Here is a 24,435-nt window from a genome sequence, read left to right on the forward strand (position 1 = left end):
CATACCGGGCCTCCCGTGCCGATCTTGTTTGCGGATAGGGTCCGCAGCCCTGTATCAGCGACGGTTGCGCAGCTGGTCGATCCAGACGGTGACCAGAATGACAAGACCGATGATGATCTGTTGCGTGAAGGCGGACACGCCATTCATATTGAGACCGTTGCGCAGGATGCCTATGACGAAGGCACCGATTGCCGTGCCTGAAATCGTACCCACGCCGCCGATGAGCGATGTGCCGCCGATAACGGCGCTGGCAATGGCGTCCAGCTCATACATCACGCCCTCATTCGGCTGGGCTGTGACGAGGCGCGACATCAGCACGCAACCGGTCAACCCGGCGAGCGTACCGGACAGGATGTAGGTGAAATTGGTGACACGTGCGACGTTTACGCCAGGACAGACGCGCAGCATCCGCATTCGAACCGACGGCATAGATGTGACGGCCAAGGATGGAGCGGTTGAGCATGAAGGAAACAGCCAGCGCAATCACCACCATAAGGATGACGGGGTAGGGAATGCCCGGAAACACCACGTTCGGAAAACCGTCATCACCGATATTGACGATGCGGAAGAGGGCGCCGTTGCCGAGTTCACCGAAGGATTCGCCGAGGCCGGAAACCGCTCGCGCGCCGGTGATCTGCAGTGCCACGCCACGGGCGATCAACATCATGCCGAGCGTGGCGATAAACGGTGGCAGCTTGAAACGCGTGACCATGAGGCCATTGATGAGACCGCAAAGCGACCCCGTCAGAATGCCAAGCAGCATGCCGACCGGCACCGGCATACCCAACTCCTTCACCGCAAGCGCGGCAACGACGCCGGCCAGAGCAAGCACCGAACCAACGGAAAGATCGATGCCGCCGGTGATGATGACGCAGGTCGCACCAATGCCGAGAAGGGCGATGGAGGTCACCTGAAGCGCAATGGTCATGGCATTGTTGACGGAGAAGAAGGCGCTGCTGGTGGCGGAAAACACCATAACCAGCACAACGAGACTGCCAAGAGCCGCAAACTTCTGGATGATGTCCTTCTGGCGGTCGCTGAAAGCGAAGCTCTTCTTGGGTTCTGCAATATTAGCCATGTCGTTCCTCACTCCGCGGCCCGGCCGTAACCGGACGCGTACCGCATGATTTCTTCCTGATTGGTCTTGGCGGTCTCAAGCACGCCCGTGATCCGGCCCTGGTGGAAAACGGCGATACGATCCGTCAGTCCCAGAATTTCCGGCAGTTCCGAACTGATGAGAATGACGCCGATGCCCTGTGCAGCCAGCTCGTCCATGATCTTGTAGATCGCGAATTTTGCGCCGACATCGATGCCGCGCGTCGGCTCGTCGAAAAACAGCACGCGCGACTGCCGGAACAGCCATTTGCCAATGATGATTTTCTGCTGATTGCCACCTGAAAGCAGCCGCACCGTCTGTTCGATCGAAGGGGTACGAATGTTCAGGAGATCGACGTAACGTCTGGCGACATCGTCGTGCTTCTTGAAGTCGATCAGCCCGAAGCGGTTGGAGACCTCGCCGATATTGGCAAGCGTCGTATTGGCCGCAACCGACATCTTGATCGCAAGACCATCGCTTTTGCGGTCTTCGGACAGATAGGCGATACCCTCTTCGATGGCATCTCGCGGGGAACTGATGGAAAGCTCCCGCCCGTTGAAAACGACCTTGCCAGCATCCAGAGGATCGGCACCGAAGATAGCCCGTGCGACTTCCGTGCGACCAGCACCCATCAGTCCGGCAAAGCCGAGAATCTCACCGCGCCGCAGCGAGAAACCGACATCGTGGAACACACCCTTGCGCGTCAGCCCTTCCACAGAGAAAATAACATCATCCGTAGGGCGCGACGTGCGTTCCGGGAACTTCTCCTCCAGCGAACGCCCGACCATGCGCGTGACGATATCGTCAACGGTGATCGATGCAAAATCGTCGGTCGAAATATAACGCCCGTCCCGCAGAACCGTCACGCGGTCGACGATTTCGGCCATTTCATCGAGCCGGTGAGAAATATAGACGATGCCGACGCCAGAAGCCTTGAGATCGCGGATCACCTTGAACAATAGCCGCGTTTCCTGCTCGGTCAGCGATGAGGTCGGCTCATCCATGATGAGGACTTCAGCATCCAGGGAAAGCGCCTTGGCAATTTCCACCATCTGACATTGAGCGACCGAGAGGCCGCGGACAATCTGGTCAGGGTCGATATCGACGCCCAGCCGATCGAGACAGCGCTTTGCATCAAGCCGCAGCTTCTTGCGGTCGACGAGGAAACCACGGCGCGGCTCGCGGGCGAGATAGATGTTCTCGGCAACGGAAAGATGCGGAACGAGGTTGAGTTCCTGATGGATGATGGCGATGCCGGCGGCTTCGGATTCCAGCGGCGATGCATATTGCACTTTGACGCCCTTGTGCAGGATGGTTCCGTCGCTTGGCTGGTAAACGCCGCTGATGATTTTCATCAGGGTGGATTTTCCGGCACCGTTTTCGCCGCAAACAGCGTGAACCTCGCCGCTGCGCAAGTCGAAATGCACATTCGACAACGCTTTGACGCCCGGAAATTCCTTGCTGATGTTTTCGAGACGCAGGAGGCCTGAACCAAGGCCGCGCGCCGTCTCCTCAGGCGAAAAATCGCCTCGAATTGTCGATGCGCCCTGCGACATCAAGAAACCTCCACCCGCGCTCCCCGCTCCACCGGGGGCAATAATGAGCCAAATGGTTAGGCCGCTTTTTTAAAATGGTCAAGCCAATTAGCCCAAAATTTGAATCCCGCGTCCGGTACACGCAAAATCATCTCAAAAGACTTCTTGAAATAACATTGTAAATTCATGTATTTAAGTAATTTCTTGCGTATTGATGCGCTTGGCGCTACGGTAAGGCCAAATTCAGATAACAGACAAGGTTCGTCAGAAAACACATGAATGGTCAGGCCAAAATAGCGGAACCACGCAGGCTTTATCAGCAGATTGCGGACCAGATACGCGAGCTGATCGATCTGGGAGAGTTTCTGCCTGGAACACGACTTCCCGCCGAACGGGAACTGGCACAGAAGCTCGGGGTTTCGAGACCATCACTGCGCGAGGCACTGATTGCGCTTGAAATCGACAACACCGTCGAAATCCGCATGGGTTCCGGTGTCTATGTCTCCGCCGAGGCCCTTCAGACAACCCACAACACCAAATCCTTGGGCGACAGCCCCTCCGAACTGATGCAGGCGCGCGCAGCGCTGGAAGGCGCGACAATCGTCCTGGCAGCGAGCCGCATGACCGATGAAACGATTGCGAGCCTTCGCCAGATTCTCAACACGATGCAGCAGGAAATCGAGGCCGCGCGCAAACCTCTCGATCAGGACCGGCTTTTCCACGTCACCATTGCCGAACAATCCGGTAACAGCGTTCTGGCCCGGCTGGTGGCAAACCTCTTCGATGAGCGCCACAGCCCGATTTCGGCACAATTGCGTGTGAAATTTGAGGATCGCGATACCTGGACCCACGCCCTTCAGGAGCACGAGGCGATTCTGGCGGCCCTGGAGTTGAAAGATCCGCTGCTGGCGCAGGCGGCCATGCATACCCATCTGGAAGGTTCCAAGAGACGCTGGGTAGACGGCTGAATTCAAAACATAGCAGGCAATGTACCGGGGAGGAGAAAAACCCGTGAGTGAGAATTCCGAGGCAACCATTTTGCTGAACGCCAACGACAATGTCGCGGTGGCACGCCGGTCGATACCGGCCGGTGGTGCGACGGGCAGAGGCGATCTGACAGCCCGGGAGCTGATCGGACGCGGCCACAAGGTGGCCCTGACGTTTATCAGATCCGGAGACGAGGTCCTGAAATACGGACAGGTGATCGGCATCGCGACACAGGATATCGAGCCTGGCCGGCATGTGCATCTGCACAATCTCGCCATGGTGCCTTCCGAACACACGCATCAGTTCAGTGTCGATATCGAGGAAAAAGGCATGCTGCCCGAGGGCGAGCGCCGGACCTTCAAGGGTTTTGACCGGGGTCTCGGTGGCGTTGGCACACGCAACTACATCGGCGTCATCGCATCCGTGAACTGTTCCGCCACCGTGTCGCGTTACATCGCCGATTATTTTAACAAGCAGGGCGGCCTTGAAGGGTTCGACAATGTCGACGGCGTTGTGGCACTGACCCATGGCGGCGGCTGCGCGCTCAATACGAAATCGGAAGGTTATCGTCTTCTGATCCGCACCATTCAGGGTTATGCCCGCCACCCGAATTTCGGCGGTATTCTGCTGATCGGCCTCGGCTGTGAGACCAACCAGATCGCCCCCATCCTCGAACATTACAAGATGGAGGAGGGCGAACGGCTGCGCACCATGACGATCCAGCAGCACGGCGGCACACGAAAAACGATCGATGCCGCCATTGCCGAGATTAAGGCGATGCTGCCAATGGTCAATGCTGCCCAGCGCACTGAACAGCCGCTTTCGAAACTGAAGGTGGCGCTGGAATGTGGCGGTTCGGATGGTTACTCCGGAATATCGGCAAACCCGGCCCTGGGATATGCATCAGACCTCATCGTCCGCAACGGCGGTACAACGGTTCTTGCCGAAACGCCGGAGATTTACGGTGCTGAACACCTGCTGACGAAGCGTGCCGTCACGCCTGCTGTTGCCGAAAAGCTTTTGCAGCGCATCGACTGGTGGCGGGATTATACCGCTCGCAACGGCGATGAGCTGAACAACAACCCATCGCACGGCAACAAGCTTGGTGGACTGACCACCATTCTGGAAAAATCGCTGGGCGCAGTGGCCAAAGGTGGCTCCATGCCACTGAAAGCGGTCTACGAATTCGCGGAAACCGTTACTGAGCAGGGCTTCGTCTTCATGGATACGCCCGGTTACGATCCTGTTGCCGTCACCGGCCAGGTCGCCGGCGGCTGTAACGTCATCTGTTTCACCACCGGCCGCGGCTCCGTATCGGGATTCAAGCCGGCACCCTGCATCAAGATCGCCACCAATTCCGAAATGTATGAACACATGAAGGAAGACATGGACCTCAACTGCGGCGAGATCGTTACCGGCGCGGAAACCATCGAGGAATCCGGCAAACGAATTTTCGAGCACATTCTTGCAGTCGCTTCGGGAGACAAGACCGTCAGTGAGATTTACGACTACGGCGACAATGAATTTGTGCCGTGGCAGGTGGGCGCGGTTACCTGACCCGCTTCCAATATGTGCATCGGACTGTCCCACGTGAAACAAAAGGCCCGGAAATCACTTTCCGGGCCTTTTAAATTCTGTGCGCCGTTTCTGCTTAATGGCGGAAGTGACGCATGCCGGTAAAGACCATCGCCACATTGTGCTCATTGGCCGCATCGATCACGTCCTGGTCGCGCATGGAACCACCAGGCTGAATGACTGCGGTGGCACCTGCTGCAATAGCTGCAAGCAAACCATCGGCGAAGGGATAAAACGCTTCAGAAGCCACGGCTGAGCCGCGCGTCAGCGGCTCAGCAAGGCCGAGTGCCTTGGCCGCATCTTCCGCCTTCTGGGCGGCGATACGGGCGGAATCCACCCGGCTCATCTGTCCGGCGCCGATACCTGCCGTCTGGCCGTCCTTGGCATAGATCACCGCATTGGACTTCACGTGCTTGGCAATCTTGAAGGCGAACTTCATGTCTTCAAGTTCCTGAGGTGTCGGCACACGCTTGGTGACCACCTTCAGTTCCAGATCCTCCACCATGCCGTTGTCACGGCTCTGAACCAGAAGACCGCCGGAAACCGTCTTGGCCGTAATGCCGGCAGCGCGCGGATCTGGCAGGCCACCAGCTGCCAGCAGTCGCAGATTGGGCTTGCGGGCGATAATGGATTTTGCCTCTTCCGTCACATCGGGTGCAATGATGACTTCGGTAAAGAGCTTGACGATCTCTTCTGCCGTTTCCGCATCGAGCGTGCGGTTCAAGGCGATGACGCCGCCGAAGGCCGAAACGGAATCGCATGCCAGCGCGCGCCGGTAGGCTTCTGCAAGTGTTGGACCCGTCGCAACACCACAGGGGTTGGCGTGTTTGATGATCGCTACAGCCGGCGCATTCTCCGGCAGGAATTCTGCTACCAGCTCGTAGGCTGCATCCGTATCATTGATGTTGTTATAGGAAAGCTGCTTGCCTTGAAGAAGCGTCGCCGTGGAAACACCGGGGCGCTTTTCGCCGGTCAGGTAAAAACCGGCGCTCTGGTGCGGGTTCTCGCCGTAACGCATTTTTTCCTTCAGCGCACCGCCGATGGCACGGTAATCGGGCGTTTCGATAGCCAGCGCCTCAGCAAACCAGTTGGAAATCACCGCATCATAAGCCGCAGTGCGGGCATATGCCTTGGCGGCGAAGGTCTGGCGCAGCGCGTAGGAGGTTTGACCGTCATCGGCCTGCAGGGCTTCCACCAGCGCAGGATAGTCGGACGGATCGGTGACAACAGTGACATAGGCATGGTTCTTGGCCGAAGCGCGGATCATTGCCGGGCCGCCAATATCGATATTCTCGACCGTCGTGGGGTAGTCGCCACCCTTGGCGCGAACTTCCTCGAAGGGATAGAGATTGATGACGGAGAGATCGATCGCCTCAATACCGTGAGCCTTCATTGCCTCGACGTGATCAGCATCATCCCGGATAGCCAGAAGTCCACCATGCACGTTGGGATGCAGGGTCTTGACGCGACCATCCATGATTTCCGGAAAATTGGTCACATCGGAAACATCCGTTACCGGCAGTCCCGCGTCAGCGATGGCCTTTGCCGTGCCACCCGTCGACAGCAGCTTGACGCCAAGTTTGGACAGGACAGTCGCCAGCTCGATAATGTCCGTCTTGTCAGAAACGGAAAGAAGGGCTGTACGGATTTTGACTTTATCGGGAGCGGGGATTTTTTTGGAAACGACAGCCATCGGGCATACTCCGTTTAACGGGGAGGACAGGCTGGACTGGGATTGATCCAGCAATTGCCGCCGCGTTAACACAGCTTGCCATATTAATAAACAGCGGGGACGCGGAACGGCGAAAACTATGGCGGTTTTTGCCTGAAACTCGCCAGGAATCCTCTACGCCTTGCGTTCGATGATCCAGCGGATTTCCCGAGTATTCGCCAGATTGAACGGCAGCTCGATCTGCTGCGAAGGCCGCATGCCGGATGCATCCGCCATAAAAACATCCTCGGTCACGAAAAGCTCCAGTCCCGGCGCCGAAAACAGCCAGGTGGTTCCATCCGCTGCCTCAAGATAAACCGACTCCTCGTCCTGTTGGTATAGCTGGATGTGCGGGTGGATATGGAACCGCGATACCGCCGATATGGATTGCAATTGCGCCTTCACCACATTCTCGTCGGCCCGAAGCAGATCACGGCCCTTTATCTTCGTACCGACAACATTCAGCTCAATTTCCCGATCGTGATAGCAACCGAAATTCTGCAAATAACCGTCATGCGACGCCCACAGGACATCATTGCCATTTGCATCCGTTCCGCGGCGGCTCTCCACCTGACTGACACCGGAAACCATGATCGGCCCGAGCAGTCTCGAGCGGGATAGTCTGCAAGACGACGTGTCGGCCAGCGTGACCGTTGAATGGGCCGCCGTCGAGCGGCTCGCCCGCTGATATTCGGGTGCTGCGTTTTTCGGGAAGCCCGAATTGACGATGAACCGGCTCTTGCCACAGGACATCTCAAAGGACAGGCAGCCCGAATGGGCGTTACGCGAAAGCTCCGCCGAGCTTGGATGACCAGTATCCACGATGATGACCGTCTCATCGGTTGCAAGACGATGATAATTGACATCCGGCAGCATTTTGGACGGCCGGCCGGCTGTCTCATCATAACGAAGTACCGACACAAGTTCATTGGCAAGCGTGGCGGTGGCGCCATTGAACAGCGCCAGATCGCCGCCCTGATGGCGGAAAAACCGGATGGCCGGAAACATCCTGTCAATCGCCGGCACCAGCCCCGAGGGCAGATCGTGACCGAGATTGATGTAGCTTTGCCTAAGCGGCAAAAGATCGAGCAGCAAATCCAGCATGACACGCGGATTGCGGGAAACATGCCCGCCATCTGGAAGAATCTGGCGTTCCATTTCCTGCGCCAGCTTCATTCCGTGCCGAGTAATATGGGACAGGCGGGTCGGCATGGCTATGGACGCGACGGCCAGCGCAATCCTGATCCGCAGCCTCGCTTCGCCATCCGGCGCATGTTTGACGATCCTGTCGAGATAACGCACGTGAAACGCAAGACTTTTCAGGAAACGACGATAAAAACCCGCATCGGCCTCATGTAAAACAACGGGAGAATGGGACAGCCAGGCAATCAGCCTTTGTGCCGCGATCTCCGGAGACCAGGCGATCCCCGCAACCCGCTTGCCGTGAATAGTCATCCATTCGGCAACGATACGCCGCGCCCGCTTGCTGGCCTCACTCGATCTGTCGGAACGGATATGCCGCAGCCAGCCGAATGCATGCAGCCGCTCTTCAAAAACCAGCGAGGGATAGTCCACCTGAAATGGCGATAGACCGCCGGTTTCTACGACGCGGCCGGCGAGCGCAATCCGGCCCCGCAGCAATTCCTCGGCAAAATACGGATCGATTGCCCTCAGATCAGTCGGCGCCGCCACCAGACCATCGGGAACGCGATTGGCAAACCGGGATATGCGCAGGCGCAAAGGAGCGAGGCCCACACACAGATGACGATACGCCATCCGCGAGAGAAGACCGGCGGCATTGATGCTGCCTGCAAAGGACCCTGACAAGCTGTGTTTCCCGTTTCACATGTTTTGTTTTTATGAGTGAACCGTGATGATCGGAACGTATCGGCAATTATCCAATGATTCGCGGAAGCTTGGCTTTTTTCTACTTCTTACGCAAGACACTGCTAAAAAACCCGTCGATGCCGCCGAACATATCCGGCGTTGTACGAAGATCGCCTTCGGCAGTGACGGCGGCTTCCATTCCTGGCCAATCGTCCTTGCGAACGGCAACACGCTCGAAGTCCGGGTTTTCCGCCAGGACCTGTGCAATCATCGCTTCCCCTTCAGAGGGATCGAGCGAGCAATTGGAAAACACCACAATGCCGCCGGCTCCCACCAGCGTGAGCGCGTGTCGCAACATCTGGCCCTGAAGAGCGGCAAGCTTGGTAATATCATTCTCGTCCTTCGTCCAGCAGACATCGGGATGTTTACGCAACGTGCCGGTAGACGAGCAGGGGGCATCCAGAAGAACGGCGTCGAAAAGCTGTTCCGGCTGGTACTTCAGCATATTGGCTTCAACGGTTTCGGCGTGAAGACCAAGCCGGTCGAGATTTTCCCTGAGGCGGCGAAGACGATTGCCGGACTGGTCCAGGGCAGTCACCTTCGCGCCGGCAAGCGCGAGCTGGGCAGTCTTGCCGCCCGGAGCTGCACAGAGATCGGCAACACGTTTTCCGGAAATATCGCCCATCAGCTTCACAGGCATGCTGGCCGCGAGATCCTGAACCCACCAGGCACCCTCGGCAAAGCCTTCAAGCGAGGGAATCTGGCCTTCAAATTCACCGAGACGGACACTGCCATTCGGCAAAACCGTACCGCCCAGCTTTTCCGCCCAGACAGCCGGATCCTTCTTCACCGTGAGATCGATGGAAGAGGGCGTCAGCTGCGCTTCGGAAATCCGTTTGGCAACCTCATCTCCGTAAGCTGAAACAAGCCGAGCGTAGAACCAGTCCGGAAGCACGGGCACATCCGCGATCGCCTTTTCGATTTCTGCTTTTTCCCGGCCCAATCGCCTGAGGACGGCATTCACCAGCTTGGCAAAACGCCTGTTGCGCGGGTCGCGATGGGCCTGTTCCACGGCAAGATCGACCGCAGAATGATCGGGGACATCGAGATGAAGCACTTGCGCTGCGCCAACGACAAGGACGTGATGAAGCGACCGGGCGCCCTGCGGCAACGGTCCGTCAAGCAGCATCGACAAGGCGGCTTCGATACGCGGAAGGTGGCGAAGCGCGCTGTTGACGATCGCTCTCACCAGCGCCCGGTCCGCAAGGGATAGCGCGCGATAGACGGGATTGCCGTTTTCGCTGTCCAGCATACCGTCCAGCGAGGTTTTCTTTTCCAAAACGGCCGCCAGAATGCGGGTTGCGGCAACGCGTGCAGCAAGGCCGGGTTTATCTTGGAAAGACGAAGGGCCGTCTTCGCGGCCCCTTGCATGGTCCTGTCCCGGTTTTTTAGACCGCGATGGCTTATTTTGAGTATCGGATGTCAAGACCACGGTCCCTTGCGCTCGTTTTCTTTGCCGCGCCCCCAGCCGGTATTGGGAACGGAGCCTGATTTGCGCTGAGGTCTATCACCCGATGGCGTTCGCGTCGATCCTCGCGGGGAAAACTCCTGCGCCATGGCGTGAAGTGCCGCCACCCGGTTTTCCGTATTCGGATGCGTGGAAAACAGGTTGTCCATGCGCTCACCGGACAGGGGATTGATGATGAACATATGCGCCGTCGCCGGGTTACGCTCCGCATCCTCATTATGAATGCTTTGCGCCATGCCCGAAATTTTCTGCAGTGCCGAAGCGAGCCAGAGCGGATTGCCGCAAATTTCCGCGCCCCGTCGGTCGGCAGAATATTCCCGGGTACGGCTGATCGCCATCTGCACCAGCATCGCGGCAAGCGGCGCCACGATCATCGCAACCAGTACGCCGATAAACCCCAGCGGATTATTGTTGTTTTCACGATTGCCACCAAAGAAAAACGCGAAGTTGCCGAGCATGGAGATGGCGCCTGCCAGCGTCGCGGTCACAGTCATCGTCAGCGTATCTCGGTTCTGCACATGGGCCAGCTCATGCGCCATGACACCAGCCACTTCTTCAGGGGTGAGGCGCTCCAGCAGGCCCGTCGAGGCGGCGACAGCGGCATTCTGCGGGTTTCTTCCCGTCGCGAAGGCGTTCGGCTGCGGGCTATCATAAATATAAACCTTGGGCATCGGAAGATCGGCATTATGCGAGAGATCGCGGATCATGTGGAAAAATTCAGGCGCATTCGCCTCATCGATCTCGCGTGCACGATAGGCCGACAGGACCATCTTGTCCGAATTCCAGTAGGAGAAAAGATTCATACCAGCGGCAATAAGCAAGGCAATCATCATGCCGCCCTTACCGCCGATCAGAAAACCGACACCCATGAACAATGCCGTCATGAAGGCCAGAAGCATTGCCGTGCGCATCATGTTCATATGTTAAATTCTCCTTGTTCCCACTCAGGAAATATTCCGGGGTTTATAAAGCCCCCATCTGTTTATATAATCTGGTGAACGGCAAACATATTTCAATATCCCGTCATAGGGAGGATTACTCATGCAGGATGCGGATAATGACAACGGCGCGGAAATGCTCAAGCGGCTTTCGCCGGCGGCGGAACGTGCGTTGAAGGAAGCGGAAGAACGGCGCAAACAACAGGCGGATCTTCAATTGCCGCAGGAAACCGGCGGTCGCGGCGGCGCGGAACCTGTTCGTTTCGGTGACTACGAAATAAACGGCCGCGCTATCGACTTTTGAGCACCACAGCATAAAAATACCCGCTAAACGCGGGTATTTTATCAATTAAAACAAATACTTGCTTATTTTTGCTCCAGAAGCCGGCACACGGCTTCCAGCTGCTCTAGCGTGCGGTATCCGATGCGGATTTGTCCCGATCCGCCTTTGTGGCTAATCTTCACGTCCAGACCGAGAGCATCCGACAGGCTGCGTTCAAGCGCGACCGTATCGGAATCCTTCTCAGCCGAAGGCCGCTTCTCCAAGACGTCACCCTGCGACTTGATGTCGTTTTGCGCCAGGCGCTCGGCATCACGCACCGAAAGACCCTTGGAAACGATAGTCCGAGCCAGACCTGACGGATCGGAAGTGGAAACAAGCGCGCGCGCATGGCCAGCGGAAAGCGAACCGTCAGCCAACATGTCCCGAACCGGATCGGGAAGTTTCAAAAGACGAAGGCTGTTTGCAACATGGCTTCGGCTCTTGCCGATGATTTCACCGAGGTCGTTCTGAGTGTAGCCATGTTCGGCGATCAACTGCTCATAGCCCATCGCTTCTTCAAGCGGGTTGAGATCGGAACGCTGGACGTTTTCGACGATAGCCAGCTCCAGAGCCGTGCGGTCGTCTACATCCCGAACGATGACAGGAACGTCCGTAAAACCGGCCAGCTGTGCCGCGCGCCAGCGCCGTTCACCAGCGATTATCTCGTAACGGTTGACGCCAATCGTTCGCACGACCACAGGCTGAACAATCCCGTGCTGACGAATGGACGAAGCAAGATCCTGCAACTCATTTTCGTCAAAGTGACGACGTGGGTTTCTCTGGCTGCGAGCGATGAACTCGATCGGGATGGCGCGATCCGCACTAACGGCGCGCTGCGGTTCACCCACCGGCACAGGCTGATCCATTTCGCCGATCAACGCCGCGAGACCGCGTCCGAGTCGACGCTTGGAAAGATCATCACTCATAAGATATTACTCCATATACTCCGGCAAAACGTCAGGCCGCCTTGCGCAGACGCTCTCTCTGGATCACTTCGGACGCCAATTGCAAATAAGCCTGGCTGCCAGCGCATTTCAGATCATAAAGAATTGCCGGTTTACCATAAGACGGCGCTTCGGAAACCCGAACATTGCGCGGAATGAGAGTGTGGTAAACCTTTTCTCCCAAATGCATCCGCACATCGGAAACCACCTGCTGCGCAAGATTGTTGCGCGCATCGAACATCGTGAGAACGATACCCTGAATATCAAGCTGCGGATTGACGGAGCCGCGTATCTGGCTAACCGTATCCAGCAGCTGGCTGAGGCCTTCCAGCGCAAAGAACTCGCACTGCAACGGTACCAGCACCGAATGGGCGGCGGTCATGGCATTCATCGTCAAAAGATTAAAAGAGGGCGGGCAATCTACCAAAATATAGGAGTAGTCTCTGGCTTCCTGCGTCTCCATGGCGGTACGCAACAGAAAGACGCGGTTGGCAACATTCGCAACCTGCATCTCAAAGCCCAGAAGATCCATCGTTGACGGGACGATATCGAGGTTCGGAACTGCTGTCGGAACCGCAACTTCGGCAACGGTATGATCACCCACCAGAAGATCATAGGAAGAAAGCTTGCGCTCTTTGCGGTCGATGCCCAATCCTGTGCTAGCATTACCCTGCGGATCAAGATCAATGATCAGCACCCGCTCACCAATAGCCGCCAATGCAGTAGCCAGATTGATGGCCGTCGTTGTTTTGCCAACGCCACCCTTCTGGTTTGCGACTGCGATAATCCGGTTTTTTTCAGAAGTCATACCGCACCTGACCAGCTCGTCAGTGCCTCTTAGTGAGGTTACTGATTTCAAGAACAACAGAATCTGCCTCAATGGCACTCTGGTGTTTTATCAGATCAAACTGCCAGCGGCCATGCGCTTTCTGCAGTTCGGATTCATAATCCCTGCCTTTATTGAAATATGCCCTGAGATTTGGATTATTCTGCGCCCACGGGTGAATATATTCGAAAAGTAAATTCATCTCGGCGAGGGCTCTCGCCGAAACCGCATCGCAATTTTCAACGGTTTCAGGCGCTTTTTCAATTCTGACTGGATGAACCGCGCCTCTTGCGCCGGTTTCCTTTAGCGCAATTCGCAAAAACGCAGCCTTTTTATTGTTGCTCTCTACCAGATCGACCCAACCATCACCCAGTTCCGCGAGAAAAATCGCTGTAATGACGCCCGGAAAACCGCCGCCGCTTCCCAGATCAATCCATTTTTGCGGTTGAGGGGCGAGCTGAAATATCTGTGCACTGTCCGCGACATGCCGGCTCCAGAGCTCAGTGAGAGTCGAAGGCGCCACCAGATTTGTGGTTTTGTTCCACTTCTTGAAAAGCTCGACGAAATGCTCGAGCCTCTCCTGTGTTTCACGTGAAACACTCTGGCCGTTTATCTTCATGGTCCGACTCGCTATTGGTGCATGCGCAATTTTTCACTTCCTGATGCGGAGCCTTTCCGCAGAAGTGCGAGAAGCAGCGATATCGCAGCAGGTGTCATACCGTCAACACGCGCAGCCTGGGCAATGTTCTCTGGACGTGCCTTTTCCAGCTTTTGTTTCAGTTCGTTGGAGAGACCGGACAAAGACTGGAAATCGAAATCATTGGGGATTTTTCTGTCTTCGTCTCGCTTGATATCGACAATATCCGCGCTTTGACGCTGCATATAGACAGCGTAACTCGCTTCGATTTCCAAAACCTCAGCGACCTTGGTATTAAGCGCCCGTAGCTCCGGCCAATGAGTGGTAAGAGTTTCCATCGTAATATCGGGGTAGGCGAGCATTTCATAAACCGAACGACGTTGACCGTCCTGGTTGAGTTTCAATCCCTGTTTAGCAGCCTGAGAGGGACTGATGGAAATGCTCTTCATCAGCTCGCGACCCCGATCCAGATCTGAGATAAAATCTGCGAAGCGTTTTTGGCGGTCATGCCCGATAATGCCGGCCATCTGACCAATAGGTGTAAGTCGCAGATCAGCGTTGTCAACGCGAAGTGAAAGCCGATATTCCGCTCTCGACGTAAACATGCGATAGGGTTCGCTGACACCCTTGGAGGTGAGATCGTCGATCATCACACCGATATAGGATTCGGTACGACTGAAATGAATGGGGTCTGCATTGCCTGCATATAGCGACGCATTCAACCCGGCAACCAGACCCTGGGCGCCCGCCTCTTCATAACCCGTCGTGCCATTGATCTGCCCTGCCAGGAACAATCCCGGAATTTTCCGGCATTCCAGAGAAGGCTTGAGCTCACGCGGATCGACATAGTCATATTCAATCGCGTAGCCGGGCTGAATGATGTTGACTTGCTCAAGGCCGGGGATGGTGCGGATAAACTGCTCCTGAACTGAGGCCGGAAGCGACGTCGAAATTCCATTTGGATAAATTGTGTGGTCATCAAGGCCTTCTGGTTCCAGAAATATCTGATGACCGTCCCGTTCACCGAAGCGTGTAATCTTGTCTTCGATCGACGGACAATAGCGCGGACCAACACCCTCGATCTGTCCCGAATACATCGCTGACAGATGAATATTATCCTGAATGATCTTGTGTCCCGCCGGCGTCGTCCGGGTTACGCCGCATTCGATCTGTGGATTGACAATGCGATCCGTCATAAAGGAGAACGGAACGGGATCTTCATCGGCCGCTTGCCGATCCACAGCATTCCAATCGATCGTGCGACCATCAAGCCGGGCAGGGGTGCCGGTCTTCAGCCGGCCCATGGCGAGGCCCAGACGGCCAAGCGTTTCGGAAAGGCCAAGAGACGGTTTTTCACCAACCCGGCCTGCGGGAATCTTTTCGGAGCCGATATGAATAAGACCGCGTAGAAAAGTGCCGCTCGTCAACACAACAGCACCACAAGGAATCCGGCTACCGTTCGCCATTATAACGGCAGATACCCGATCATTGGTCATGTCAATATCGAATGCATCGCCTTCAATAATGCTAAGGTTTTCAATCGCATTGATTTCCCGCTGCATCGCCTCGCGATAAAGCCGCCGATCAGCCTGCGTGCGCGGCCCGCGGACGGCGGGGCCTTTTTTGCGATTGAGCATACGGAATTGAATTCCGGCTGCATCAGCAACCCGGCCCATCAAACCGTCCAGCGCATCAATTTCGCGGACAAGGTGTCCTTTACCGAGACCACCGATTGCCGGGTTACAGGACATCACCCCGATCGTCTCTCGCTTATGGGTAACGAGAGCGGTTCTAGCGCCATGTCGTGCAGCGGCCGCCGCAGCTTCGCTGCCGGCATGTCCACCACCGATAACAATGACATCAAATGACTGGTGCATATCCCTGCGCCTTATCCCAAATCATCGGCTTTGCCGTATTGGCCACCAATGTTTCACGTGAATCATTTTCCTATGCAGAATTCCGAGAAGATCACGCCCAGCAAATCTTCCACATCGACGCGACCCGTAATGCGTCCAAGCGATGTTGCTGCGAGTCTCAAATATTCCGACCTTATCGCAAGGTCCATGGTCTCGGAATTGAGCGCATCACTAACATAGTTCAGCGTCTCTTCAAGTCGTTTTTTGTGGCGGGCGCGGGCAGGGACCAATGTCTGTGCAACACCAACACTGCTTTCAATCTCTCGCTTGATCAATAAACGCAATTCGTCGAGACCGACGCCTTCCCTGGCGGAGATGGCGAGATCAAAAACAGCGTCAACTGTCGAAGAGGAAATCGCGGTTTTTGTCCGTAGATGCAAATGGCGAGCATTTTCCAGCGAAATGATGGATTGTTTCGGAGTCGAATCGTTATCTTGCAATATCAAAATAAGATCCGCGGTTTCCGCTGTCAGAACAGCTCGCCTTACACCTTCCTTTTCGACCACGTCCTGCGTCTCCCGAATTCCGGCCATATCGAATATGCGGACCAGGTAACCGTCGAGATTAATATCGACGCTCAGCACGTCTCTGGTCGTGCCAGCAATGTCAGTGACAATAGCAACGTCACGGCCGCTCAGAGCATTAAGAAGCGTGGACTTGCCAGCGTTAGGCTCTCCCACCAGCGCCACCTTGAACCCGTCACGAATAATCTCGCTGCTTCCGCCGTTCTGGAGATGGCTGGTGATTTCGCTATGAAGTTGCGTCATCGCGTCCCACACATGCGCGGCAACGGAATCCGGCACATCTTCCTCGTCGGCGAAATCCAGCTCCGCCTCGATCAGGGCGCGAGCACGCGTCAACCGGCCTGCCCAGCCATCGTAGAGCGCTGACAGCTTACCAGTGCTCTGCTCAACCGCCAGACGCCGCTGCATCTCCGTTTCAGCCTGCAGCAGATCCGCCAGACCTTCGATTTCGAGAAGATCCATCTTCCCGTTTTCAAACGCTCGGCGGGAGAACTCGCCGGCATCCGCCGGCCGAAATCCTTCGAGCAGTTCGAGCTCGGCAAAAATTGATGCGACAACCGCGCGGCTTCCGTGGCTGTGGATTTCGATGCAGTTCTCACCCGTGAAGGAACTTGGTGCAGGGAAAACGATCATCAGCGCCTGGTCGATGATCTCATTGTTTCGGTTTCGAATCGAACATAGAACCGCCTGCCGCGGTGCGGGAAGGTCACGACCGGTCAATGTCACAAAGGCTTCGAACGCTCCGGGCCCACTGATCCTGATAATAGCGACGCCGGCCGGCAATGCTCCACTGGAGAGCGCAAAAATGGTATCGGCGGAAGCTGGCATCATTCACCTCGGTTAAAACAGTCAAGCCGCATCCGAATGAACGGATGCGGCTTTAAAGCTTTGTCGATGGGACCGGTAAAACTCCGGATCAGGTATTCATCGATTCGAAGAAATCCGAATTGGTCTTGGTCTGCTTCAACTTGTCGATCAGGAACTCGATGGCATCCATCGTTCCCATCGGCGCGAGAATGCGGCGAAGCACGAAAATCTTCTGGAGATCCTGACGCGGCACGAGCAGGTCTTCCTTACGTGTACCGGACTTGAGAATATCGAGCGCCGGGAAGATACGCTTGTCAGCGACCTTACGGTCAAGCACGATTTCCGAGTTACCCGTACCCTTGAATTCTTCAAAGATGACTTCGTCCATGCGGCTGCCGGTGTCGATCAGCGCGGTCGCGATAATCGTCAGCGAACCACCTTCTTCGATGTTACGTGCGGCACCGAAGAAACGCTTCGGCCGCTGCAGCGCGTTGGCATCCACACCACCGGTCAGGACCTTGCCGGAAGACGGAACGACCGTGTTATAAGCTCGGCCGAGGCGGGTGATTGAATCGAGCAGGATAACGACGTCGCGGCCATGTTCGACAAGGCGCTTCGCCTTTTCGATGACCATTTCAGCCACCTGGACGTGGCGTACAGCCGGTTCGTCGAAGGTTGACGACACCACCTCACCCTTGACCGAGCGCTGCATGTCGGTGACTTCTTCCGGACGTTCGTCGATCAGAAGAACGATCAGGTAACATTCCGGATGGTTAGCCGTGATGGAATGCGCGATGTTCTGCAAGAGAACAGTTTTACCGGTACGCGGCGGCGCGACGATCAATCCACGCTGGCCCTTGCCAAGTGGCGCGACCAGATCGATCACACGCGACGACAGATCCTTCGATGTCGGAAGCTCCAGCTCCATCTTGAACCGCTCATTCGGATAAAGCGGCGTCAGGTTATCGAAGTGAACCTTGTGACGGATCTTTTCAGGATCGTCAAAATTGATCGTGTTGACCTTGAGAAGCGCGAAATAGCGTTCGCCTTCCTTGGGTCCACGGATCGGCCCCTCGACAGTATCGCCGGTCTTCAGAGAGAAACGGCGAATTTGCGAGGGCGAAATGTAGATATCGTCCGGACCCGGTAGATAATTTGCATTTGCGGACCGTAGAAAACCGAAACCGTCCTGCAGGACTTCAACGACGCCTTCGCCGATAATTTCGATGTCCTGGCTCGCGAGAACCTTGAGGATTGCGAACATAAGCTCCTGCTTGCGCATGGTGCTCGCATTTTCAACTTCCAGGGATTCAGCAAAAGTTAGCAAGTCGGTAGGCGATTTGCTCTTAAGTTCCTGAAGCTTCATTTCAGCCATGAAGGAAAGACCGTTTGATAATGTAATGTCGGGGGAGGGCGTGTTCGCGAATCAGATGCTGAGGGAGAAGCCGCAGATGACTGAATAATTCACATGCCACGAGATGAGTGGTCCGAAAATAGCGATTGAATAGGGCTACTGCAAGAGGAAAGCACGAATTCCGCGAAATTTATCGTTGCGACCTCTTAACCGAAGGGTTTCACAACCACAAGTATGACTATAAGGATCATCAGTACCGTCGGAACCTCGTTCATCAACCGCCAGTGACGGGCAGGCTTGATATTTTCATCCCGGGCGAACCGTTTGGCACTGCGGGTGAAATAGACATGGGCGATGGTTAGTAGCACCACCAGTGCGATTTTCGCATGTAGCCAGCCGCCGGAAAAACCATAAACCGACCATGCGAGATAAAGCCCCAATATCCAGCTGATCATCATCGCCGGGTTCATGATGACCTTGATCAACCGCTGTTCCATCACCTTGAAGGTTTCGGATTGCTGCGAACCGGTGGGTGCATCGGTGTGGTAAATGAACAGGCGCGGCAGGTAAAAAATCGCCGCCATCCAGGAAATCACTGCGATGATATGAAGCGCCTTGATCCAGAGATAGAGATCGGCCGGATCGGCGTAAAACAAAAGCGCGACAAAAGCGGCAAAGACACCGAGCGCCATACCTGCGCGAAGGGCAGCCCTGTTTCCTGAGCGGGCGGAGGTCTGCTTCTCGCCGCTCATGCCCCGGCTCCGCCGGCACGCACCCGCTGCACCAGCCTTGCAACGTTTTCCGGATCGGCCTGCGGCGTGATGCCATGGCCGAGATTGAAGATCAGCGGGCCCTGTCCCAGAGCCTGCAGCACAGCGTCGATACCGTCCTCCAGAGCCTTGCCACCCGCCACCATCAGCATGGGGTCCAGATTGCCCTGTACCGGGCCTTCCTTCTGCAAGTCCCTTGCGAAACCGAGTGGCACCGACCAGTCGAGGCCGATGGCGTCTGCGCCCGTTTTGCGGCGATAATCCTTCAAAAGATAACCGGCCCCTTTGGCAAAGGCGATGATCTTCGCGGAGGGGCGGCGAGCGCGCACCGAAGCGATGATACGGGCGACGGGTTTTACCGCATATTCCTCGAATTCCTTCTCGCCGAGCACCCCGGCCCAGGAGTCGAAAATCTGCACCGCATCGGCCCCGGCATCAATCTGTGCCACAAGGTAGTCGGCGGAAATCTCAGCCAGCAAGGCAAGAAGCTTTTCCATGGCTGCCGGCTCCCGATAACCGAACAACCGCGCCGGCGCCTGATCAGGCGTTCCGTGGCCGGCAATCATGTAAGTTGCAACCGTCCAAGGCGCACCGCAAAAACCGAGAAGCGTCGTCTCATCCGGTAAGGTCTGGCGCAAGCGTGAGACGGTTTCGAAAACGGGTGAAAGATGCGCAATCACATTGCTCGCATCCAGCCTGTCGATGCCATCCGCGTCGATCGGATCCATGGCCGGACCCTTTCCCTCGCTGAAGGAAACATTGCGATCAAACCCATCCGGTATCACCAGAATATCGGAAAAGAGGATAGCTGCATCAAGACCGAACCGGCGAATGGGCTGAAGGGTCACTTCGGTTGCCAGTTCGGGATTATAACAGAGATCGAGGAAACTGCCGGCGTTCTTTCGCGTTTCCCTGTACTCCGGAAGGTAACGCCCTGCCTGCCGCATCAGCCATATGGGCGGAGGTGTGACTGTCTGCCCGTTCAACACCTTTAAAACCTTACGCTCGCTCATGCCACCCAACTTCCAAAAAATAAAATCTAAGAGATTTAAAAGATTTTCTATTTCTTAGAGTCGGTGAGTAGCAAGGATTAAAATCTTTCCAGTCGATATGCCGCAGTCGGGTGTAAGCGCCAAGACCTGAACACGGCATTTCATCGCTTCATCGCAATAAATGGGATAATAGATATTTATATAATAGTTTCAGATATTTAAGTTATATCCTCTGAAGCCGTTGCCTGTGGATCATCTGTGGACAGTTTTGAACAAGTTCAGAGTTTCCAGACAATTCACAGGCATGCCTGATAGCAAGGACGCCACTTGCGGATTGTGGAAAAAACCCACTTTATCCACGAGGCGGCTCGGCCCGCGGAACAATTCGGAAGTTTGTCCCGGTTTATCAACAGCGAGAGAAAAACAGCGTGGAGAACAAAAAAAGTTTCTTCCATTTGCACCTGATTTCGGACTCAACCGGAGAGACTCTCATGTCGGCCGGTCGTGCCGTCTCGGCGCAGTTCCACGCTTCGATGCCGGTGGAACATGTTTATCCGATGATCAGGAACCAGAAGCAGCTCGCCCAGGTGGTGGATCTGATCGACAAGGAACCGGGCATCGTTCTTTATACGATCGTGGATCAGCAGCTGGCCGAGTTCCTGGATTTGCGCTGTCACGCGATCGGGGTGCCCTGCGTCAACGTCCTCGAGCCGATCATAGGCATTTTCCAGACCTATCTAGGCGCACCTTCGAGACGGCGGGTCGGGGCGCAGCACGCGCTGAACGCGGATTATTTCGCGCGGATCGAAGCGCTCAATTTTGCGATGGACCATGATGACGGGCAAATGCCGGAAAGCTATGACGAAGCCGATATCGTCATCATTGGGATCAGTCGAACGTCGAAAACACCGACAAGCATCTATCTCGCCAACAGAGGCATAAAGACCGCCAATATACCGGTCGTTCCAAACGTGCCGTTGCCGGAAAGCCTTTATGCCGCCACCCGTCCCTTGATCGTTGGTCTCGTCGCGACATCGGATCGCATATCGCAGGTACGTGAAAACCGGGAACTCGGCACGACCGGTGGATTTGACAGCGGCCGCTACACGGATCGCGCCACCATCATGGAAGAGCTGAAATATGCGCGTGCGCTCTGTGCCCGTAACAATTGGCCGTTGATCGATGTTACACGCCGCTCCATAGAGGAAACGGCCGCGGCAATCCTTGCCCTTCGCCCGAGGACACGATAATCCGGATCGCAACATTCGGAGCAGACAGTCGATGAAACAAGAGTTGATCCTCGCCTCGTCCAGCGCATCCCGTCAGATGTTGATGCGCAATGCGGGGCTGACATTTTCGGCGATCCCGGCGGATATTGACGAGCGCGCGCTCGACGAGCAGCTGGAAAAAAATGGCGCAAAGCCGGAAGAGGTTGCGTTGGAACTGGCGAGGGCGAAGGCGCTTGCGGTAAGTGCCCTGCATCCGCAAGCACTCGTTCTTGGATGCGACCAGACGATGGCGCTCGGTGCCCGGGTGTACCACAAGCCAAAAACCATGGCCGAAGCCGAAGCACATCTGCTCTCATTATCCGGCAAGGTTCATCGCCTGAACAGTGCAGCCGTTCTTGCCCGCGACGGTGATGTCGTATGGCAGACGATCTCCAGTGCCGAGCTTTCGGTGCGAAATTTGAGCGCCGAATTCGTCTCCCGACACCTGCAACGCGTGGGTGAAAAGGCCTTGAGCAGTGTCGGTGCCTATCAGCTCGAGGGCGAAGGAATCCAGCTATTTACTTCGATAGAGGGGGATTATTTCACCATTCTTGGCCTGCCGCTTCTGCCTCTCTTAATGAAACTGCGCGACATGGATGTCATCGATGGCTGATTCACGTGAAACATTAACTATAAATGCCTTCGTTGTCGGTTATCCGATCAAGCACTCCCGCTCGCCGATCATCCATTCCTACTGGCTGAAGAAATTCGGGATACCCGGCTCCTATAAGGCCATTGAGGTTGCCCCCGATGACTTCGCCGATTTCATCACGGCACTAAAGGAACAGGGACCTGGTGCAGCGGTGGGTGGCAATGTCACCATTCCGCACAAGGAAGCGGCCTTTAAGTTGGCTGATAGTCCCGACGAGCTGGCGGAGGAACTGGGTGCAGCCAATACCGTCTGGATGGAAGAGGGCAGGCTGCATGCCACCAACACGGATGGCTATGGCTTCGTTTCCAATCTCGATGAGCGCCATCCCGGATGGGAGAAAACCGACCGGGCGGTGGTGTTCGGAGCCGGCGGTGCAAGCAGGGCCGTCGTTCAGTCGCTGCGTGACCGCGGCATTGCCGAAATCCATGTCCTGAACCGCACGGTCGAACGTGCCCGTGAAATGGCCGACCGTTTCGGTGCACGGGTTTTTTCTCATCCTCAGGGCGCTCTTCATGAAGTCATGCAGGACGCCGGGTTGTTTGTGAACACGACATCGCTGGGTATGGACGGAACGGAAGCGCCCGAGATTGATTTTTCGCCGCTCGCTGCAAGTGCTGTTGTAACCGATATCGTCTATGTGCCGTTGAGAACCCCCATCCTCCAGATGGCGCAGACACAGGGGTATTGCGACGGTCGATGGGCTTGGCATGCTCCTTCATCAGGCAAAACCCGGCTTTAAAAAATGGTTCGGCAAAACGCCGGAAGTTGATGACACTCTTCGTTGCCTCATAATTGAGGATATGGAGAAACATTGATGATCGTCATCGGTCTCACCGGCTCGATCGGAATGGGAAAAACGACCACGGCGAAACTGTTTGCCGCGGAAGGGATACCGGTTCTCGATTCTGATGCGGTCGTGCACGACCTCTATTCAGCAGAAGCCGTGCCGATGATCGAAGCCGCCTTTCCGGGCACGACCATTTCCGGCACGGTCGACCGTCTTGAACTCGCTAACATCCTCAGGGAGAATCCGGCTAATTTTAGCAAGCTGGAAGCAATCGTCCATCCGCTTGTTCGTGAAAGACAGGAAGCTTTTCTCCGTAAGGCGAGAGAGGAAAATCAAAATTTCGCCGTTCTCGATATCCCGCTGCTGTTTGAAACCGGCGCGGAAACGAGGGTCGATAAAGTAGTCGTTGTTAGTTGCGCGCCGGAAATACAGCGCCAGCGGGTTTTGTCCCGTCCCGGCATGACGGAAGAGAAATTCGAAATGATATTGGCCCGGCAGATGCCCGATGCCGAAAAGCGCCGGCGCGCCGATTTTATCATCGATAGCGGAAATGGTGTCGAAGCGGCACGGGATCAGGTAAGAGAAATTCTTCAGAGACTAAGTGCCGGTTCGGGCAACGGAGAGAAAAATGCGTGAGATCATTTTCGATACGGAAACCACAGGCCTTGAATCGAAACTGGACCGCGTGATCGAAATCGGCGGAATCGAGCTCAACAACCATTTTCCGACCGGCCGCACATTGCATATTTATATCAACCCGGAAGATCGCAAGGTTCACCCGGACGCGCTTGCGGTGCATGGCATCACCGACGACTTCCTGAAAGACAAGCCGAAATTCGCCGAAGTCGTCGACGAAATCCGCGAATTTTTTGAAGGTGCCCGCTGGGTGGCGCATAATGCGACATTCGACATGGGTTTTATCAATGCGGAATTTGCCCGCCTCGGCATTGCGCCGGTCTCATCTGAATTGGTGACGGATACGCTTTCGCTTGCACGCCGCAAGCACCCGATGGGTCCGAATTCCCTCGACGCACTTTGCCGGCGTTACGGGATCGACAACTCCCACCGCACCAAACACGGCGCGCTTCTCGACTCCGAACTGCTCGCCGAAGTCTACATAGAAATGATCGGTGGGCGCCAGACAGCGCTCGGTTTCGGTTCCGGCTCCAAACAGCAAGCGGTCACTATTGAGGATGATGATGTCCCGAATGAGCCGTTGCAAAGGCCGCATCCTCTACCATCAAGACTGGATGCGGAGACCATCGCGGCGCACGGCAAGCTCGTTCTCGGCATGGGCGACAAGGCGATCTGGAACCGTTACCAGAATTAAGTGCGCCTGGCGCTTAGATGCGCCGTTGAAAAATGACGAGAAGCGTCAAATAAAAAACCCGGGCGATGAACCCGGGTTTTGTTTTGTGTGAACTCTAAAAAGAGCGGCG

20 protein-coding genes and 2 pseudogenes are annotated in these 24,435 nt (G+C 55.8%); 8 read left to right on the plus strand and 14 right to left on the minus strand.

Features of this window, described 5'->3' with window-relative positions:
- Positions 1 to 54: 54 nt before the first annotated feature.
- Together QE432_RS13100 and QE432_RS13105 are read right to left on the minus strand one after the other, a co-directional pair.
- A pseudogene (locus QE432_RS13100) lies at positions 55 to 1,078 on the minus strand (ABC transporter permease).
- An 8-nt stretch (positions 1,079 to 1,086) separates the two neighbouring features.
- A complete protein-coding gene (locus QE432_RS13105) occupies positions 1,087 to 2,652 on the minus strand; it encodes a sugar ABC transporter ATP-binding protein (protein ID WP_306624559.1) in 1,566 nt (521 codons plus the stop codon).
- Between the two features lie 254 nt (positions 2,653 to 2,906).
- Between QE432_RS13105 and QE432_RS13110 the strand changes: the two genes are divergently transcribed.
- Together QE432_RS13110 and QE432_RS13115 are read left to right on the plus strand one after the other, a co-directional pair.
- Positions 2,907 to 3,599 (plus strand): FadR/GntR family transcriptional regulator, encoded by a 693-nt coding sequence (locus QE432_RS13110; protein WP_097101027.1) that lies wholly within the window; start codon positions 2,907 to 2,909, stop codon positions 3,597 to 3,599.
- 43 nt (positions 3,600 to 3,642) lie between these two features.
- The gene (locus tag QE432_RS13115; RefSeq protein WP_025594703.1) at positions 3,643 to 5,175 is read left to right on the plus strand and encodes a UxaA family hydrolase; all 1,533 of its coding nucleotides are present in this window, start codon (positions 3,643 to 3,645) and stop codon (positions 5,173 to 5,175) included.
- A gap of 94 nt (positions 5,176 to 5,269) precedes the next feature.
- Here the strand turns inward: QE432_RS13115 and purH are convergent, their stop codons facing one another.
- From purH to htpX, 4 genes are all read right to left on the minus strand, one after another.
- Positions 5,270 to 6,886, minus strand: coding sequence for a bifunctional phosphoribosylaminoimidazolecarboxamide formyltransferase/IMP cyclohydrolase (gene purH / locus QE432_RS13120; RefSeq protein WP_013637005.1), 1,617 nt, complete (start codon positions 6,884 to 6,886; stop codon positions 5,270 to 5,272).
- A 153-nt stretch (positions 6,887 to 7,039) separates the two neighbouring features.
- Positions 7,040 to 8,680 carry a heparinase II/III family protein gene (locus tag QE432_RS13125; RefSeq protein ID WP_373465228.1) on the minus strand — a complete coding sequence of 547 codons (1,641 nt, stop codon included), beginning with the start codon at positions 8,678 to 8,680 and terminating at the stop codon, positions 7,040 to 7,042.
- A 151-nt stretch (positions 8,681 to 8,831) separates the two neighbouring features.
- Entirely contained in the window at positions 8,832 to 10,217 is a 1,386-nt protein-coding gene (locus QE432_RS13130; RefSeq protein WP_306624561.1) for an RsmB/NOP family class I SAM-dependent RNA methyltransferase, read from the minus strand.
- On the minus strand, positions 10,214 to 11,179 hold the full coding sequence (gene htpX, locus QE432_RS13135) for a zinc metalloprotease HtpX (protein ID WP_065662925.1): 966 nt from the start codon (positions 11,177 to 11,179) through the stop codon (positions 10,214 to 10,216). Before htpX ends, QE432_RS13130 begins: the two co-directional genes overlap by 4 nt.
- Before the next feature lie 121 nt (positions 11,180 to 11,300).
- Here htpX and QE432_RS13140 point away from each other — a divergent pair, with 121 nt between their 5' ends.
- The gene (locus QE432_RS13140) at positions 11,301 to 11,501 is read left to right on the plus strand and encodes a DUF1674 domain-containing protein (RefSeq protein WP_003516384.1); all 201 of its coding nucleotides are present in this window, start codon (positions 11,301 to 11,303) and stop codon (positions 11,499 to 11,501) included.
- Between the two features lie 62 nt (positions 11,502 to 11,563).
- Here QE432_RS13140 and QE432_RS13145 read toward each other — a convergent pair whose 3' ends face one another.
- The 8 genes from QE432_RS13145 to hemE all read right to left on the minus strand — a co-directional run bounded on the left by QE432_RS13145 (position 11,564) and on the right by hemE (position 20,310).
- Positions 11,564 to 12,445 (minus strand): ParB/RepB/Spo0J family partition protein, encoded by an 882-nt coding sequence (locus QE432_RS13145; RefSeq protein WP_013637009.1) that lies wholly within the window; start codon positions 12,443 to 12,445, stop codon positions 11,564 to 11,566.
- Positions 12,446 to 12,476: 31 nt separating this feature from the next.
- On the minus strand, positions 12,477 to 13,271 hold the full coding sequence (locus QE432_RS13150; protein WP_013637010.1) for a ParA family protein: 795 nt from the start codon (positions 13,269 to 13,271) through the stop codon (positions 12,477 to 12,479).
- 19 nt (positions 13,272 to 13,290) lie between these two features.
- On the minus strand, positions 13,291 to 13,908 hold the full coding sequence (rsmG, locus tag QE432_RS13155; protein WP_038492606.1) for a 16S rRNA (guanine(527)-N(7))-methyltransferase RsmG: 618 nt from the start codon (positions 13,906 to 13,908) through the stop codon (positions 13,291 to 13,293).
- An 11-nt stretch (positions 13,909 to 13,919) separates the two neighbouring features.
- On the minus strand, positions 13,920 to 15,803 hold the full coding sequence (gene mnmG / locus QE432_RS13160; RefSeq protein ID WP_306624563.1) for a tRNA uridine-5-carboxymethylaminomethyl(34) synthesis enzyme MnmG: 1,884 nt from the start codon (positions 15,801 to 15,803) through the stop codon (positions 13,920 to 13,922).
- 62 nt (positions 15,804 to 15,865) lie between these two features.
- Complete coding sequence (mnmE, locus tag QE432_RS13165) at positions 15,866 to 17,197, minus strand: tRNA uridine-5-carboxymethylaminomethyl(34) synthesis GTPase MnmE (RefSeq protein WP_306624565.1); 1,332 nt, start codon at positions 17,195 to 17,197, stop codon at positions 15,866 to 15,868.
- An 85-nt stretch (positions 17,198 to 17,282) separates the two neighbouring features.
- The gene (gene rho, locus QE432_RS13170; RefSeq protein WP_013637014.1) at positions 17,283 to 18,548 is read right to left on the minus strand and encodes a transcription termination factor Rho; all 1,266 of its coding nucleotides are present in this window, start codon (positions 18,546 to 18,548) and stop codon (positions 17,283 to 17,285) included.
- Positions 18,549 to 18,733: 185 nt separating this feature from the next.
- Positions 18,734 to 19,279: a protoporphyrinogen oxidase HemJ gene (hemJ, locus tag QE432_RS13175; RefSeq protein WP_111803846.1), complete on the minus strand. Its 546-nt coding sequence runs from the start codon at positions 19,277 to 19,279 to the stop codon at positions 18,734 to 18,736.
- The gene (gene hemE, locus QE432_RS13180) at positions 19,276 to 20,310 is read right to left on the minus strand and encodes a uroporphyrinogen decarboxylase (protein WP_306624567.1); all 1,035 of its coding nucleotides are present in this window, start codon (positions 20,308 to 20,310) and stop codon (positions 19,276 to 19,278) included. Before hemE ends, hemJ begins: the two co-directional genes overlap by 4 nt.
- A 407-nt stretch (positions 20,311 to 20,717) precedes the next feature.
- Here hemE and QE432_RS13185 point away from each other — a divergent pair, with 407 nt between their 5' ends.
- The 5 genes and pseudogenes from QE432_RS13185 to dnaQ all read left to right on the plus strand — a co-directional run bounded on the left by QE432_RS13185 (position 20,718) and on the right by dnaQ (position 24,326).
- Positions 20,718 to 21,539: a pyruvate, water dikinase regulatory protein gene (locus QE432_RS13185; protein ID WP_003516369.1), complete on the plus strand. Its 822-nt coding sequence runs from the start codon at positions 20,718 to 20,720 to the stop codon at positions 21,537 to 21,539.
- Between the two features lie 31 nt (positions 21,540 to 21,570).
- Positions 21,571 to 22,170 (plus strand): Maf-like protein, encoded by a 600-nt coding sequence (locus QE432_RS13190; protein ID WP_306624569.1) that lies wholly within the window; start codon positions 21,571 to 21,573, stop codon positions 22,168 to 22,170.
- Positions 22,163 to 23,024: pseudogene (locus tag QE432_RS13195) on the plus strand (shikimate dehydrogenase). Before QE432_RS13190 ends, QE432_RS13195 begins: the two are co-directional and overlap by 8 nt.
- Positions 23,024 to 23,632, plus strand: a complete 609-nt coding sequence (gene coaE, locus QE432_RS13200; RefSeq protein ID WP_173993443.1) for a dephospho-CoA kinase — start codon at positions 23,024 to 23,026, stop codon at positions 23,630 to 23,632. The pseudogene QE432_RS13195 and the gene coaE overlap by 1 nt, the downstream one beginning before the upstream one ends.
- Positions 23,625 to 24,326 (plus strand): DNA polymerase III subunit epsilon, encoded by a 702-nt coding sequence (gene dnaQ, locus QE432_RS13205; protein ID WP_003516361.1) that lies wholly within the window; start codon positions 23,625 to 23,627, stop codon positions 24,324 to 24,326. The genes coaE and dnaQ overlap by 8 nt, the downstream gene beginning before the upstream one ends.
- The last annotated feature ends 109 nt before the right edge of the window (positions 24,327 to 24,435 follow it).

It is taken from the genome of Agrobacterium sp. SORGH_AS_0745, from assembly GCF_030818995.1.
In the GTDB taxonomy this organism is placed as follows: Bacteria; Pseudomonadota; Alphaproteobacteria; order Rhizobiales; family Rhizobiaceae; genus Agrobacterium; species Agrobacterium tumefaciens.